We start from the raw sequence: 15,467 nt of genomic DNA, 5'->3' as shown, positions 1-15,467 counted from the left end.
GCAGCAAGAATTTGTAAACTGCATTTACCACATTGATAGGTTCTGCCCTTTGTTAAGCGATTAAGACAACCAGGGATTTTGCAGTTCATCAGCTATTTGTCCACAAAGTTGATTCCTCGTCGATTAATGTCTCAGTTAATGGGTCATTCAATGCTTCTGGAAGAAGTTCTTGCGATTGAACCTCCCCCATTGCCTTTTCCAGTCCCTGAGTAACAGCAATGCAATTAGCCCCGGAAGCAATCACCTTTTCGGTAACAGTGCCATCTTTGCTGATGGTGAATTCGACTTTGTAATATTGCATGGCTAAATAAGTTGAGGGTAAGTTGAGGGTAAGTTGAGGGTAAGTTGGGGTTAATCTTTCAAAGTTTCAGCAAAAGTTGCGCGCTGTTCGCCATCAACCTCAAGGTCTTTTATCTGACCTGAGCGCATCAATACCAGTCGCAGAAGTAGATTATTATTCCGAATTTGATGATAAATCCAGCCAACACATTCAAGGATTTTTTCATCAGTGGAATAGTGACAACCCATTGCGACATTAGAATCTGCCAATTGCTCTAACAAATCTAAACTTGGATCAGCGATCGTCCTTTGCAAAGCTTCATGATTTTCGCGGTTGTAGTCAGGAATTTTGCTCAAATCTCGGTTAACTTTCCACGGACAATTAGCGCATTGTTTGGTTTGTGTGAGTAGCATGATTAGTATTTGACTGAGATTATGTTATCGAATTTGTCTCTGACAATTTTGGGACTTTTGTTAATATGAATCCCACAATTTCGGCAAGTATAATGTCTCAAGTATCCTAACTGACCAAGAAACATTAATTGACCGCTACAGACTTTGCACGTCAAACTTGACATTATCTTTGTCCTCTTTCAGGCTGTTGTTGATAAGTAAACCTTGATTTATTAAATCGACTGCACGTTGTGCGATCGACTCATTTTTTTCAAGAGTTCCGTTAGCTAGATATCGCATAAATTCCAGCAATTGATTACCCTCAAAACGGGTACTGTAGCGAATCATGCGACAAGCTATTGCTACATAAGCATCTTTTTCTAAGACTGCATTTACCCAAACTTCAATTGCAAACTCAAGCGTATTGACTTTTCTTTTCAGTGCTTCAGCAAAAACTATATCAACTTTTGCCTGTAATTGTTGCAGTTGTTTTTGCTTTTCTTCGAGTGTAACTTCGGGAATTTGTCTGTTGGTAGTCATTCGATTTGCTCCTAATAATTGTTGAATGATGTAGTGCGAAACTTTATCTTGTTCCCCAAAGTTGGAGAACAAGACAGCTTTTTAGGACTTAATTTTCACTTGGCAACAGAAGGACTTTCTCTTGTAGAAACAGTTTGATTTCTTTCAAGGAAAAATCAGTATAGGGTATCTGCTGAATGATGGCAGGTTGAGTTTCTTTGGTTGGTGTATCTTCCCAACAAGTCAAGACAGCAGCATTCTTTCCTTTGGGTTTGATAAATTCATGTTCTTTTCCGACATGAAGGAACCAAAGTTGAAACTCAGTTAAACTTCGTTTTTTCCTCGCAGAAGGCTGATGGGAAGCGATCGCATCAATCAACCAATAGCATTGAGCATTCTCAGCCAAGTATTTGACTCCATCGGTGTACTGAATTCCAAGCCAATGTTTGAAATATTGCTCAGTACCGCCAAAGTGTTTCAAATTCTGTGACAGTGTTTCAGCATCCATCATTGCCTTTGCCATAATCTGATTCCAAATTCAAAAAATCATTTTCTTACAGCGAAGCATTACATCACTATTTTCTTACAATTTCTTGAAGTATTTCCAACTTACTAAGACTTACTATCTGACCTTCCACATACATAAATGGCGGAGGGTCATTAAGCAGTGCGATCGCATAATTCCAGAGTTCTGTTCCTTCTTCTGGAGGCGTAAGCCAAGAACCATCCAAACATTTTCTAGTCCCCATGATTCTTTCTGCATCAGCAATAGTAGATGCAACTAATTTGGCATCGGCTCTCCAAACACAGACACATTTACCTTTGTAATTGGCGAACGCTGGAAATTCTTTTGGTTCACTTGTTAAATCATTGATTAGGTCAGACATACTATTTCAATTTCCTTTTTGTTCAAATGCTTCGGCTAATTTGTCATCAATGGCAAATGCAATAATTCCGATCGCACCTGCTATAGCTGCTTCGTTTCCAGCTTTAGAAGCTTCGAGGAAAGTTGGAATCTCATCTTTGTTCGTAAATAGTTCGTTGACTATTGCTAAAGCATTTGTGTTGCCAGTGACGGCGCTTGTCCAAATCATTGAGGCAAATGCCCAACTATTCATTACTTCTTTTTGACCTTCATCAGTATCAATGGTTTCCAAGCTTGATAAAGGATGAACAAAATGCGGTTCCATATTTTTTGTCGCTTTTTAGAGTAATGTGCAATTAAAAAGCGAAGCACAAATACTTCGCTTTCTGATAATGATTAATTTTCGTCAACCTCAAGAGGAGAAAGATGAGAATAGGAAGTGGAATGTGTTTCAGTGCGATCGGCAATGCTGGCAGATTTAGCGCCCGATCGAATTGCCCAAGTTTTCAGCGCTTCAATCTGTGGCTGAGCAATTTGAGCGAGCGGTACGCAATCGTGAATCGCAGCAAAAATATCATCATCCATGAATTCTCGATCGCGACTAAATCCAATTTGCATTGCTTCATAAATCACTTGTTCGATTTCCGCACCAGAAAAATTTTTAGTGTTGATCGCAAACTGTTGTGTATCAAATTTTTGAGATTCGACAACACCACGCAATCTTTTCAAATGCACTTGAAAAATTTGCTCGCGCTCTGACTGATTGGGCAAATGAACAAAAAACAGTTCATCCAAACGACCTTTGCGGATTAATTCAGCGGGAAGTAATTCGACCTGATTCGCAGTTGCCACAACAAACACCGGCGCGGTTTTCTCACTCATCCAGGTAAGCAAAGTTGCGAACACTCTTTTACTTGTTCCTGAATCTCCATCTGACTGATTATTGCTAAAACTCTTCTCAATTTCCCTTTGTGTTGCGCCTACCTCGGTTCCAGGTAGGCTCTTTGAGTTTCCCCAAAGAGCAGAACATATCATAAATTATTAACTCCTGTTCCTGACTTGACCTGACCTTGACCTGACCTAAAACAGCAGTTTCGAGTTAATAATCCCCGTGCGCTTCAGACTCCCTTGAGTCCTACGTCTTGCGACTGTTCGTTGAACCTTCCCCATGCCGTCTAGTTTATATTTGAGGTTTAGGGGCTTGGCTGCTGATTGCCACATATTTTAGAATTTTCAAACCGTCACGCTTACCGTTTCTGATTACGTTGTGGTTTCTAAAGCTTCGCGGTGTCCCAGCAGTTCACACGGTTTTACATTGACCAAAATTAATCAATCCAAAGTACGCATGGTGAGATAGCCTCTGCTAACTTAATCACCTGCCTGACCCGACTTTCGCTTTCCCCGACAATGCCACCAAATAACCGCCCCACATCCAATCTCAGTAACGGCAATTTCCACTCAGCAGCTATGGTTTTAGCCGATAAACTTTTGCCAGTACCCTGAATGCCGGCCAGCAGTACCCCCTTGGGATTGGGGAGTCCATACTCACGGGCTTCATCGCTGAAAGAGCGCGATCGAACTGTTACCCATTGCTTGAGATTTTCAAGTCCGCCGATCGACTCCAGACCTGATTGAACCGGAATAAATTCGAGGATGCCTGTCTCCCGGATGGTTTGGCGCTTCTCCTCAATGACCGCAGCGAGGGCTCGAATATCAACTTTTCCAAGAACTAAGCACTTGGCAAGGACGCGGGCAATTCGGCACCGAGTCAGCCCCTGGCAAGCCTTTATGAGCTGTTGCCGTTGTTCCGCGTTGAGTTTGAAATCGGGGGCAGGCACTAATCGAGTGAGCAACTTCGATATCTCCTCGATGCCTGGTAAAGAGATGTCCACCACAGTAATTTCTTCGCGCAGTTCTTGAGGAATTCGCAGTTGGTCGGAGAGGATGACGAGGCAGCGACGGTCACGGGCGATCGCCACTGCCAAATTTTTCAGTTCCCGGACGATCGCTAATTGGTTACTTGCAATCTGTCCATTGGCACCCGGTGCAATCAGAGTCGCGATGTCCTTCATCACAAAAACCGTGGCTTGTTCCATTGCCGGGGCTTTGCTGATCCGCTCCAAGGCTTGCATCGGATTTCCTTTGGCTGTTCCATTATCTGTCCAGCCACGGGCAAAATCCCAGAAATAGATTTGCCCTTCCTTAGCTTTGACCACATCACACAAAATTTCTTCGGCTGTTTCCTCTTCCGGGCTCACTACCCACAGCAAAGGAAATCGCGCCATCAACATTAGCTGAATTTCTTTTTTTTGGTCTATCATGTCTTTAATCCAATTACCAATTGCTAATTACTCTCTACCCAGCAATCGAGCTTTTGAGTCACCAATCTTGCTACAAGTCTTGAGCTACCCCACCCAAGACTTATTAGCTCCCTATCCATACCCGTTCTTTCTTCTGGCTCAGTAACAGTAACAGTAACAGCAACTGCTACTGAGCTTTTGTTTCTGTTTTGTTTCTGTTTCTGTTTCTGTTTCTGTTTTGTTTCTGTTTCTGGTTGTTTCTGTTTCTGTTTTGTTTCTGTAAGTCATTTAGGCGGTTGGTCATTTAGCCAGAGCAACTTTTTGCCTTTTGTTTGTGGAAACTGGTTCAAAGGGCTTACCTGGAGATTCAACAGAGCCAGAGTTAACAGAGCCAGAGCCAGAGCCAGAGCCAGAGCCAGAGCCAGAGTCTGAAACCGTTTCTGGGAGTAATTCTGGGAGTAATTCTGGGAGTAATTCTGGGTAAAATTCAGATTGAGCGACTTGAGTTTCAGCGAGACGTGCTTTCAAGTGTTCAATTTCTTTAAGAGCATCCGACAAATCAGCATGGAGTGTTTCGTTTTCCACCATGAGTTGAGCATCAATGACCCGCTCATCATCTGAATCATCTAAAACTCGATCGACTTGTAAAGCCCCACTAACTTTTTGTTGACTTTGCAGGTTAGTGATTGTTGTTGAAGCTTCTCTTAGCTGAGTTCTCACTTGTTCTAGTTGAGATTCCAGGACTTGTTTCTCACCAACTTGTGCTTGGAGAGTTTGGATTTGAGCATGAAGGCTAGAAACTTCACGTTCCCGTGCTTCGATTTGACCGTTGAGTTTAGAGATTTCAGAGATTCGATCGCGAGAAGCTGCTTCAAATTCAGCGACTTCCAGCAACCGTTGTTCAGAAACTGACAATTTTGCTTGTAATTCGTTACGATCGGCTTGTAGGGAGTCCAACCGATGTCGAAATTCTTCAGAATCTGCCAATTGTTGCTTGTTCAGATTCATGTACGCTTCTTTGAGTTCGAGTTTCTGACGTTCGTACTCAGATTTGTAGAAATTCAGCTCCATTTCCATTTTCGGAAATCCTTGGAGCTGTTGCCGAAGAATGTCATTCTCCTGAGCCAGAGATTTCATGCGATCGCCACTAATACTGGTATCCGCCTTTTGGTAAGCGAGACGGTAAATGGCAAAACCCATTTGCTTCATCACCGCCAGAAATTCTTCAGGCACTTCGGATTCATCAAGCAAACCGTCGTCAACTGCCTCTAGCAATGCAGTTGCTAAATCCTTTTCAGATTTTCCTTGCTTGAGCATCGACAGATTTTCCGATCGCCATTCCTTGACCAGTTTGCATACGGCGTCCGTACTTCCTCCAAAACCGTAGATTTCTTTGAGGGCTGCATTTACCGATCGCACTGCCACCCCTACCCGATTTCTTTGAAGCACTGCACAGGCAAAATCTACCATTTCTCGGTTGATTCCTGGGTACTGTTTAGAACGATCGAACTCAAATCCCGTCAAATCAAGGCTTGTAAACGTCGTCGGTAGTTTTGCCATTGCTACTCATGGTAAATAGTGCTGGTAAGCTACTTACCAATATACACCATTTACCAGTATTGGTAAATACATCATTAAAAAGTCATAAGAGAAATAGAAGAATTTAGGAGGCAATGCGCTCGGCAATAACCTGGAGGACAACAGCAAGCTCTTCCTTTGAAATGGTACGAACTTGCTTTACAAGTTCTTGTAATAGGCTAGCTGTAGCTGTCCGCTGTCCAGCCAGGACTTGCTTAAATTCTTCAAGAGTTTCACCTCGGAACTGAGCGATGCGTTCAAGATTTTCTACATCGGGAATTCCTTCAAGATTTTCCCAAGCTTTAATGGTGGGATGAGTTACCTTAAGCAATCGGGCAAAGGCTCGGTAAGAGCGATCAGCACGCATTTGTTGAATTATTTCAGCAAATCTTTTCCTAGTAATATCATCCATCCGATATTTCTGAGATTGCCTCTGGCTATGGTTTTCAGAGTTTTGGGAATCGTTTTGGGAATCGTTTTGGGAATCGTTTTGGGAATCGTTTTGGGAATCGTTTTGGGAATCGTTTTGGGAAGAATTTTGATGGTTCTGACAGTTTTTGTGGCAGTCACTCGAAAGATTTTGCACATGGGCTTTTGACTGGGACACTCTGGTTTCCATATTTGGAGAAGGGCCGTCCAAAAAACAAAATATGATCTGAGATGGGGTATCCATTGTGGTAAATTAGGTATAATGGTAAATACGCCGTAATAACGTTACCAAGCTTCTATTCGCAGGTACAAGGCACAGTGCACAGAACACAGTGCACAGAACACAGTGCACAGAGCACAGTGCACAGAACACAGTGCACAGAGCACAGTGCACAGAGCAGAGGGAAAGGTAGAGCAGGAAACTCAAGCTAGTAATAGCTTAAGCCATAGCAGACATTGAGTTAATCACATTCTGAGTTGTTCCGAACCACCTTAGTTTGTTTTGAGCTGTTCAGGATTCTCAATCACCACACCCTTAAATGCTTTGCGGTCTTAGCCTGTCCTGACATTGAAACAGGTACTACGTCCGCCTTACTTTAGCGTAACAACTCCTTACCTACATTAGCAAAGCTCCTTCATTCACCTTTGAGGTTGGCATATTTTGCAATGCACGGGCAATGCACAGGCAACCCTAACACGCAGTCAGGAAAGTAAGCGTGGATGGCTACCAATCTTTTACCCACTATCTTTTTTATATGATGACAGAATCACTAAGCTCAACAGTGTTGACTGTGTTAGCGGATACCGACACTTTGCCAGAGAAAGCAAAAAAGACTAAGCGCACTTTATTGATTTCTGAAGAGATTGACCACAAAGTTCGTGTTTTCGCAGCGCACAAAAGAATTAGTGTGGGTTCTTTAGTGGAAGCAGCTTTAATTCTTTACTTTTCTCAGAATATCTCTCAACCAAATACTGAAACTTAAGTATTAGAGAGGTTCTGATGACCATAAACGGATGGTGCCGTACCAACTATCACAAAGATGGTAAACGTCGTTTTGCCAAATTAACGGACGGCTTCTGCTGTGAATGCCTAGCCGATGGCGCGTTCGCGCCCCGCAAGCTACGACTTGCTACAGCAACTACTGATTCAGCCCCTGAACCAGTCGCTGAACCAGTCGCTGAACCAGTCGCTGAACCAGTCGCTGAACCAGTCGCTGAACCTAAACAATCACAGCAACGAAAGAAGGAAACAGCCGATCGCAGAAAAATCACTTGTCTCGAACAGAAAATTACTGATTTGGAGGTCGAACGCGACACTCTAAATTTAGAAATTAACCGCCTGCGATTGAAATTGCAGACTTTTATCAACTCCTTAAACCAATCGGGAGCTGAAAAATCAGGAATAAAATCAGGAGTAGCAAAGACGTGAGTAATAAAATTGTCATCGATCGTGAATTAGCCGAAAAACATCTCAATTACCTCGGATATGCACCGGGTGAAGCATTTTTGAGATTTTTCTTTTATTCCACAGACGATCGTAAGAAAAAAGATAAAGGGCGCAAACTCTCTGGCTTAGACTGGCAACAAATTGAACAATATCAAACAGATGGGCGTGGTGTCTATGTAGTTGTCAATGGTGCGGATGGCACTGGTCACAGTGATGCTGACATCAAACAGTGCTGCGGTATTTTTTGTGAATGGGATGATATACCGTTAGCTGAACAGTTCGAGAAATGGAGTGAAGTAGGATTTGTAGAACCGACATTCACCATATTTAGCGGTGACAAATCCATGCAACCTTATTGGTTATTCGAGGAATCTATTACACCGGAACAGTGGCGCGAACTGCAAGTAATTCTCATTGAGATAATGGGAGCTGATGGAAGTAATAAAAATCCTAGTAGGGTGTTTCGCCTAGCAGGGGGTTGGCACGTCAAACCCGATCGTCCACCAATCAAATCAGAAATAGTTTCTGACTCAGGCATCCGGTACAGCTACAACGATTTGCGAGAACGTCTTAGTAGATTATTCAGAGAACTTGAGGAGAGAAGGAAGGAGGAAGAGGAACAAAATCAGCAGAACTTACTCGATTTATTAGTCAGTTCTAATAAACCGATAAGTATTGAAAATACCGCTAACGGTACAGGAAATGCTGCTACTTCAACAGCGACACTTATAAAATTGACAGAAACTCTTCTCGCACCAGCAACCCAAAAGATAAAATTCAAAGATATCGAGGTTCCGGTGCCGATCGCCATACCCTTGGATTCCGCTTTGGGCAAGGCTAAGGTTTATCTAAATGGAGTCGAAACTCAAAGAAATACATCAATGGCAATGCTCGCCAGAGATTTACTTGGAGTTCAGACAGAGTTCCAAAGACTTGGACAAACTACAGATGATGATGCCTACACCCTATTTCTGGATGCTTGTCGCCGTTGTTCACCCGGTGGCGGATGGGATGAGCATGAATGGCAGCAGGTCTGGGATTCGGCTGTTAAATCGAATCCCGTATCCTCCATCAAACACTATATTCCTAATGGAGTTGAGAGCTGCATCAAAGGCGTATACTGGCGCTTTCTCAAAGCTCAACGACCCTTTGATTTAGATTCCTTACCTGATTCTAATTCTCTTCCTGATTCTGTTGATTCTGATTCTGCTTCTGTTGCTGAGTTAGAAAATCCAAAGTCATCGGGTTTCAATATTTTCAATTCCGATGACAAGATGATTCAAGATTACCAAAAGTTGAACAGACATTTTGGGAAGCGGATTAGGCTAAACACACTTAGCAAGAGAATCGAAATAGATGGGAAACCTGTATCTCTCGATCGAGTCCGTCTTCAACTCGCCATCCGACACGGAGTATTAGTCCGCTCTAGTAGAGAAGATATCCAAGACATTCTCACAGAAATCGCCGTGGAAAATCAATACTCACCTATTCAAGAGTATCTGAATTCTCTGCCAGTGGCTTCAGATACTTCAATTTTAGATACTCTGGCTGAAAAATACTTTGGTGTTAACGATCCAATTTATGAAATGTTCGTCAGAAAAACACTGATTGGCGCTGTCAAGCGGACTTTTGAGCCAGGCTGCAAAATTGACACAGTTATGATTCTGCAAGGGAAACAGGGCTATAGAAAGTCCACTTTTTTTAAGATACTTGCCGGAGACAAATATTTTGACGATTCCCTGGGCACGGTGTCGGATAAAGATGAACGGCTGAAATTGCACCAAGCCTGGTTTGTTGAATGGGCAGAACTAGAAAGCGTTTTCAGACGGCGCGATGTCTCTGCCACAAAAGCGTTTTTATCGACCGGAACCGACAAAATCCGGCCGCCATATTGCCGAGATATTGAAGACTTCAACCGACCCAGCATCATTGTCGCAACCACCAACAAGCAAGAGTTTTTGGCTGATGAAACAGGCAATCGGCGATTTTGGGTAATTCCGGTCAAACACCGAATCAATACTAAATTGCTGAAGAAAGAACGAGATGCGATTTGGGCTGCTGCGATGCTGGCTTACAAATCAGGGGAAGAACCTTGCCTTGATTACGAAAATGAGGAAACTGCCGAACAGGTTGCTCAAGAATTTCAATCATCAGACCCCTGGGAAGATGTCATCGAAAATTACATTGAGCATCGCGACTATATTCGGCTTAGCGATCTGCTCACTTATCTCCAAGTTGATTTGAGCCGACAAGAGCGATCGCACCAAATGCGCTGTTCGGCAATTCTCAAAAGAATGGGGTGGGAACGAGAATTCCGATCGATCTCCAGCAAACGAGTCAGAGTTTGGTGCAAAGAACCAGTCCCCGAACCACTTCCAGAACCAGTCCCCGAATCCATCCCTGTTGAGCTTGCTGATCAACCTCACTTTTTAGAAGTCAGCGAAAAAAACGAGGTTGATCACGAGGTTGATCACCTTGCTACATCTGGCTTTGATCGACCTGATCAACCTGATCATCCTGTTTCTCAAACTTTACTAATTCCTGAACACACACCCGATTCTTCCCCCGACCAAACCTTCGATTCAGAGTCAGAGTCAGAGTCAGAGTCAGCCTGCGAGAAAGCGACTGATGGCGAGAATGCGATGGCGTTCCGCCCCGCAAGCTACGCCCAATCATGTGAACCGATGGCAAATTTGGCAAGCATGGATGTGACGGCAGCAGAAGATTTAGGAAGTTTGGGTGAAGAGGTTGATCAGGTCGATCGGGTCGATCAAAGCCATAGCCAGAGTGACTTTCAAAACGATCGACCTCCTGAAAATAAGGTTGATCTTCAAAAAATTGAGGTGGATCAGCAAACTCAGCAACAAAGAGAGGAAGCTGACCTACTCGAATATATTCGGACAGTGCTCGAAGCCGGCGACCCGGAATTAGCCAGAAATATCCAGAGTGTTTTGAGGGAAGTTTGCGGAGCTGGGGTAGCCGATCGCCAAAAGGTCTGGAACGCGCTGACCAATGCCGAAAAAGCTGCTTTCACCGCTCTACTCAAACTTCCTGACTCTGACTCTGACTCTGACTCTGACTATAAGACTGCTGAAAACCTACCTGAAACCAGCGATGAACCAACCACACCAACCTCTGAACCCACTTCTTGCCTCGTAGATGAACCCGCATCTTGCCTTGTAGGTGAACCCAAACCAGCCGAAGCAGAATCCCAATCAAATTCTGAAAATTATGGGGTCACACCAAGTGAGCAAGAACCGATTTCTGAACAGATATCAGGGCAATTAATTAGTGAAGAAGATGCAGATAAACTGCGGGAACTAGCGTTGATTTGGTGGAATGAATACTACCCAGAACAGTTGCAGGCTCTTTTGACACAAATGTTCGCATGGAAAGCTCCAGGGAACAAATATGAGACGGCTGTGATAGTTCAGTGGCTGGAGGGAGAGGAAGATTTAATTCGCGATCGAATCACGCAATTGATATCGATTAAAAATGCCAATTCTCCAACTCTAACAGACAAGGAAACAGACAGAGATTATGACGAATGAAAGAACAGGAGAAGATGAAGACCAATCAGATAAGCTCTCAACTGAACTTACAATTGAACAAAAGTTTAGACTTAAAGTTTATTCTGAGCAGACTAAATCTCTTTCCGCTGAAGAGGCACAGATTTTGTTGCTTGAAATGGTTCGTCGAAACATGATCCAGAGTAACATCATCAAACATCTCGTTAATTCTCAAGATGAATCAATCATCTAATTCAGGTTCTAATTCAGGTTCTAATTCAGGTTCTTAATCAATAATTAATGGAGTTGACAGAAGAATTGAGTCGCAACCCAGATGGACTGATGGACTTGAACTCGCTGGAACCTCCCTGGAACGATGCCGCCCTCTGAGAGTCATCATCTGAGAGTCATCATCTGAGAGTCATTATCTGAGCTGCCCGCCTCTAACTTATTCTACCACTCTCAGAAACAGAGAAACACGTTTTGTTTCCCAAAAACACAGAAACGTTTCTGTAACTCAAAATATTCAGGTAGAGCCGAAAGCTTGGTTTTAGGGGGTTTGGACTCGATTTAAAGAGTAAAAAAGTCAGAAACAGAAATGGATTATTGTTTCTGTGTGGGATGGGAGCGGGAGCGATCGGCACTACAAAACTAATTGCCGACAAAATCAATAACCCATACTAAGGCTTTTTATTGCTAACAATTCCCCAAGCTATTAGAGCCAAGCCGGCGATTAACTGACCGTCTTCGTTGTTGAGTCGGCCCGTGGAAATTAAAAGCTCGGCAACTCCGGCGATCGTGCCAAAAAAAGTTGCCAGCCAATCTAACTGACTTTGGGTAAGTTTGATCATGAATTCAAATCCGAATCAAAATCGGAGAAAGCTTCGTTAATAGTATCGACCATTTTATGAGTTGAAAAAAGTCGCTCTTCAATTCTTTCTAGTCTGCTCTCTAAACTGGAGTCTTTCATTTTATTATAATCTTGCCATTTCTGGAGTTTGTAGTTGATTTTCATTAAATCAATTTCCATTTTCTGTTTGAGGGAATCGGAAATTTTATCAATTTGATGAAATACATCATCTCTGATTTGTCGAGATGCTAACCAGAATGAAAAGCTGGCAACGGCGCTAATAGTTGCCAGTATCCCCACAATCAAATCTAATATCTTCTGATTCATAGTTTTTTACCATAAATTATGGCTGTTGTAGAAATAAATTCTGGGTTTTTTATGTAACGCGGGTCAGATTTAACTAGCTGCATAAATGTCTGATGTCTGCCATCATTGCGATAACAGGAAGTGTGTAAATCCCAGTCATTTGTTTCTTGGACTTAATGCGGATAATGTAGCCGACATGGTTCGTAAACAACGGACGAGAAAGGGAAAAAATTATCCTTATTGGGGCAAAAGCGTCAATAAAGGTGAAGTCAAGGGCAATTCTGTCTTTAACTCCGAAAAGGTAAAGGAGATTTGGAATCTTCGGGAATAGGGCTGGAGCCAGCAAAAGATTGCAACTCACTTAGGGATTGATCAGATGCTCGTTTGCCGTTTTACGCAGAGAAACATACTCAGATATTACTTAAGCAAACCATTCTGTTTACTGAAAGCTTGTAGTTCATCCCCTGCAATGATGGTTGTCGGATAAACAAATCTCTCGTCTAATATGTATCTCCGATCGGATTTAGCGAGATCCATGAATTCAAAGTGTTCTTCAGGAAGCCGACCAACGAGACACCCAGCCGAAGCAGTATGGATGTCATTTATGGGATGACCATATCCGTGGTGTTGGTTGATGCCGAAGTAGCCCCATTCAATTCGATCGCCCGATCGGATCATGTCGCGGTTGTAGTCGCGGTGCACCTTCACTTCGCCGACCTGGATGAGAGCTTCGTGAGGATTTGACCATCCGTGAATGCCAACCTGCCAAGCTTTGTACTGCCCGAATCCGATACGAGCAGCACCCTTGGGGTTCATGGGATTATCCGTGTAATAGAACCCAGGCTCTGTTGTTGCAATCCAAATGCCTTCGATGATGGGTTGGAATTGGTCATTGAACGCAATGATTATTCTCAAATCATTGAACCAATTAGGTCGATCGTCATTTTCTCTTCCATTAGTTTCTGCCCCTTCTACATAAATTATATTTTTCTCCGATCGACCTCGCGAGATTTCATAATTTTGCTGTTCCATATACTCAATAATTCTTTCGGCAAATGTTCTACTCATTTCACTTTCCTCCTCTTAGATGTAATTAGATGTACTGTGCTAAACCCTTCCACTGTCTGAGTGCTAAAGAGATAATTTCTTAAATTCATAGGGCAAAATCATGTTTGACTGACTCCAAACTCCGATTCTTTTCCTATTTGCTGTCGCAGCACCCGCTATTATCGATCGCAACACAGTCGTTTCTCTCACGTTGTATATATGACGATTAAAAGGAAGGCGAGAAACGGCGAAACCAGATTGAGCGAGTTTGACTTGGACATTGCTAGAGACAAGTAGATTGTCCAGGTAAACATCACAAACCCATCGTTGGTATTGGTCAACCTCATAGGGAATAGCAATTAGCGCTCGGTTTTGAATCAAATTCATCAGCGCTAATTTGGCTTTTTCTGCCCATTCCCAATGCTTAATAACCCGCGGGTCAGTGCTACTTTTACCGGGTTTTTGAGACTCTGGGGTGTCGATCCATTGCGCTCGACAGATGATGTTCTGACTCTCCGTGCCTGTTGCAGAGAGTAATTTCAGATTGAAACTATCTCCATCGTAGATAAAGCCTACTTCTGCTTTGTAGACTCTTCCTTTAATTATTTCCATGTCAAAAAACCCTAAAGTTTTATTTTAAATGAGCTGGAGGGCGTTTTGTCATCAGTAAATTCCGATCAATTTGAGTGTTTTAAAAATTTACATAGATGGGTTTTATCCATATTCTCTTAGCGTTTTTCCATCGTTTACCTTCACCCGTCTCCAAAACTCTCCAGTGTCCGCGTCTCCAATGGGCAATTGGTGATGAATGATTTTTCTGGATTACTGTCCTTTCATCATCTTCACCATCAGCATCTGGTTCCACAATTTCTTCAATAGTTGCTAAAGAATCGGATTGTGGAATAGAAAAACCTTTACCCAGCCACCGAGGGAATCGATGGGCAGTTTTATGTTTTTGTAACTTTTCTCCAAATCCTTTAGGAGCTGGTAACTCTTTCTTTTCTATGTCGCTAACCAGAGAAGGAAGAAATTCAAGAGTCAACAGAATATTGATGACCAGATTCCTTAAACGTTTGATGAGAATTCTATCTTCAGGAGTAAGAGTATCACGTCCAATATCAGAATTCTCGTCATAAATTAAAGTATTCCCATTTTCTGACACCGCAGTGCCGGAAGTCCACACAGTTTCTTGAGAATCCACGGTGGAATATTGAAAATATAAAGGATACCTCATTTTAAACGGATGAATCGAGATACTTTTCCATTTGCCTGAATTCCATTCAGGATGATTGATATTGCTACAACTGACTGTCAAATAATCGATCGCAGCTCCATCGGGTGCATAGATGGCTCCTTTGGGTATCGCTAGCAAAAATGTAGGTAACGACGGCTGCCATCCACATAAAACCCCTGGTTTATGGAGAGCATCAGTCTGATCGAAAGCTTCAATTAACTCATGAGACAAACAGTACATGGGTGCTTTTTGAGCAAACCAGAGTGCAATTCGGTAGCTATGGATAAACGCTGAGATGTCAACTTTTGCATATTCCAAATCACAGGTGCTTAATCCGATCGCTATTATCTGACTCAATACTTCCCATTTTATATAATTTGGTGGCATTCGATAATTCACATCTTCTCTTATGTGTGCCAACAAATCTTTGTTGATTTTCTCAAACATCTGCAAAGTTTTGTTTCGGTTCATCTGCGGTTGTAGTGTCAATATTTGAGATTGTTTTAGCATGACGACACCTTGAAATTAGTGTTATATTATATTGTAATTCAACTCTTTTTATCTGCATACAATTACAAGAATTTGGTAAACATTTGTAAGAAATTGTCAAACAATAGGAAGAAATTACAAACCGTTATAAGCTGTTGCACATTTAAACTGTGATACAAGCATTACCCTTATTTTTAATTTTGCGACCCCATTTAATTATTA

The 15,467-nt window shown here is 42.5% G+C and carries 20 protein-coding genes; 4 read left to right on the top strand and 16 right to left on the bottom strand.

The window, feature by feature from the left end:
- Positions 1-88: 88 nt before the first annotated feature.
- The 11 genes from QUB26_RS03000 to QUB26_RS02950 form a co-directional block, all read right to left on the bottom strand.
- Positions 89-301, bottom strand: coding sequence for a DUF2997 domain-containing protein (locus tag QUB26_RS03000; RefSeq protein WP_333316532.1), 213 nt, complete (start codon positions 299-301; stop codon positions 89-91).
- A gap of 50 nt (positions 302-351) precedes the next feature.
- Positions 352-693, bottom strand: a complete 342-nt coding sequence (locus QUB26_RS02995) for a DUF6283 family protein (protein WP_333316530.1) — start codon at positions 691-693, stop codon at positions 352-354.
- A 135-nt stretch (positions 694-828) separates the two neighbouring features.
- Entirely contained in the window at positions 829-1,212 is a 384-nt protein-coding gene (locus QUB26_RS02990) for a hypothetical protein (protein WP_333316528.1), read from the bottom strand.
- A gap of 88 nt (positions 1,213-1,300) precedes the next feature.
- The gene (locus QUB26_RS02985) at positions 1,301-1,714 is read right to left on the bottom strand and encodes a DUF6876 family protein (protein ID WP_333316527.1); all 414 of its coding nucleotides are present in this window, start codon (positions 1,712-1,714) and stop codon (positions 1,301-1,303) included.
- Between the two features lie 52 nt (positions 1,715-1,766).
- Positions 1,767-2,078 carry a hypothetical protein gene (locus QUB26_RS02980; RefSeq protein WP_333316525.1) on the bottom strand — a complete coding sequence of 104 codons (312 nt, stop codon included), beginning with the start codon at positions 2,076-2,078 and terminating at the stop codon, positions 1,767-1,769.
- 6 nt (positions 2,079-2,084) lie between these two features.
- The gene (locus tag QUB26_RS02975; RefSeq protein ID WP_333316523.1) at positions 2,085-2,381 is read right to left on the bottom strand and encodes a hypothetical protein; all 297 of its coding nucleotides are present in this window, start codon (positions 2,379-2,381) and stop codon (positions 2,085-2,087) included.
- A 71-nt stretch (positions 2,382-2,452) separates the two neighbouring features.
- Complete coding sequence (locus QUB26_RS02970; RefSeq protein WP_333316521.1) at positions 2,453-3,091, bottom strand: AAA family ATPase; 639 nt, start codon at positions 3,089-3,091, stop codon at positions 2,453-2,455.
- A gap of 290 nt (positions 3,092-3,381) precedes the next feature.
- A complete protein-coding gene (locus tag QUB26_RS02965) occupies positions 3,382-4,377 on the bottom strand; it encodes an AAA family ATPase (protein WP_333316519.1) in 996 nt (331 codons plus the stop codon).
- A gap of 279 nt (positions 4,378-4,656) precedes the next feature.
- Entirely contained in the window at positions 4,657-5,916 is a 1,260-nt protein-coding gene (locus QUB26_RS02960) for a hypothetical protein (RefSeq protein WP_333316517.1), read from the bottom strand.
- Between the two features lie 103 nt (positions 5,917-6,019).
- Positions 6,020-6,346: a helix-turn-helix transcriptional regulator gene (locus QUB26_RS02955; RefSeq protein WP_333301240.1), complete on the bottom strand. Its 327-nt coding sequence runs from the start codon at positions 6,344-6,346 to the stop codon at positions 6,020-6,022.
- On the bottom strand, positions 6,310-6,504 hold the full coding sequence (locus QUB26_RS02950) for a hypothetical protein (RefSeq protein ID WP_333316515.1): 195 nt from the start codon (positions 6,502-6,504) through the stop codon (positions 6,310-6,312). Before QUB26_RS02950 ends, QUB26_RS02955 begins: the two co-directional genes overlap by 37 nt.
- A 614-nt stretch (positions 6,505-7,118) precedes the next feature.
- Here QUB26_RS02950 and QUB26_RS02945 point away from each other — a divergent pair.
- Genes QUB26_RS02945 through QUB26_RS02930 form a run of 4 tightly spaced genes read left to right on the top strand, consistent with a single transcriptional unit; the run spans position 7,119 to position 11,572 of the window.
- Positions 7,119-7,346 carry a hypothetical protein gene (locus QUB26_RS02945; RefSeq protein ID WP_333316513.1) on the top strand — a complete coding sequence of 76 codons (228 nt, stop codon included), beginning with the start codon at positions 7,119-7,121 and terminating at the stop codon, positions 7,344-7,346.
- A 17-nt stretch (positions 7,347-7,363) separates the two neighbouring features.
- On the top strand, positions 7,364-7,792 hold the full coding sequence (locus tag QUB26_RS02940; RefSeq protein ID WP_333316511.1) for a hypothetical protein: 429 nt from the start codon (positions 7,364-7,366) through the stop codon (positions 7,790-7,792).
- Positions 7,789-11,361, top strand: coding sequence for a virulence-associated E family protein (locus QUB26_RS02935; protein ID WP_333316509.1), 3,573 nt, complete (start codon positions 7,789-7,791; stop codon positions 11,359-11,361). The genes QUB26_RS02940 and QUB26_RS02935 overlap by 4 nt, the downstream gene beginning before the upstream one ends.
- Entirely contained in the window at positions 11,351-11,572 is a 222-nt protein-coding gene (locus tag QUB26_RS02930; RefSeq protein WP_333316507.1) for a hypothetical protein, read from the top strand. The genes QUB26_RS02935 and QUB26_RS02930 overlap by 11 nt, the downstream gene beginning before the upstream one ends.
- A 427-nt stretch (positions 11,573-11,999) precedes the next feature.
- On the opposite strand, the gene QUB26_RS02925 is transcribed toward QUB26_RS02930, so the two are convergent.
- From QUB26_RS02925 to QUB26_RS02905, 5 genes are all read right to left on the bottom strand, one after another.
- Positions 12,000-12,170, bottom strand: coding sequence for a hypothetical protein (locus QUB26_RS02925; RefSeq protein WP_333316505.1), 171 nt, complete (start codon positions 12,168-12,170; stop codon positions 12,000-12,002).
- The gene (locus QUB26_RS02920) at positions 12,167-12,496 is read right to left on the bottom strand and encodes a hypothetical protein (RefSeq protein ID WP_333316503.1); all 330 of its coding nucleotides are present in this window, start codon (positions 12,494-12,496) and stop codon (positions 12,167-12,169) included. Before QUB26_RS02920 ends, QUB26_RS02925 begins: the two co-directional genes overlap by 4 nt.
- Before the next feature lie 396 nt (positions 12,497-12,892).
- Positions 12,893-13,543, bottom strand: a complete 651-nt coding sequence (locus tag QUB26_RS02915) for a hypothetical protein (protein ID WP_333316501.1) — start codon at positions 13,541-13,543, stop codon at positions 12,893-12,895.
- A gap of 63 nt (positions 13,544-13,606) precedes the next feature.
- Entirely contained in the window at positions 13,607-14,134 is a 528-nt protein-coding gene (locus tag QUB26_RS02910) for a thermonuclease family protein (RefSeq protein WP_333316499.1), read from the bottom strand.
- A gap of 79 nt (positions 14,135-14,213) precedes the next feature.
- On the bottom strand, positions 14,214-15,266 hold the full coding sequence (locus QUB26_RS02905) for a hypothetical protein (protein ID WP_333316497.1): 1,053 nt from the start codon (positions 15,264-15,266) through the stop codon (positions 14,214-14,216).
- Between the last annotated feature and the right edge of the window lie 201 nt (positions 15,267-15,467).

Origin of the sequence: Microcoleus sp. B4-C1 (assembly GCF_036705285.1) — a bacterium.
GTDB lineage: Bacteria > Cyanobacteriota > Cyanobacteriia > Cyanobacteriales > Microcoleaceae > Microcoleus.
The sequence above is the reverse complement of the archived record's forward strand: the minus strand, read 5'-3'. Positions and strand labels throughout refer to the sequence as shown.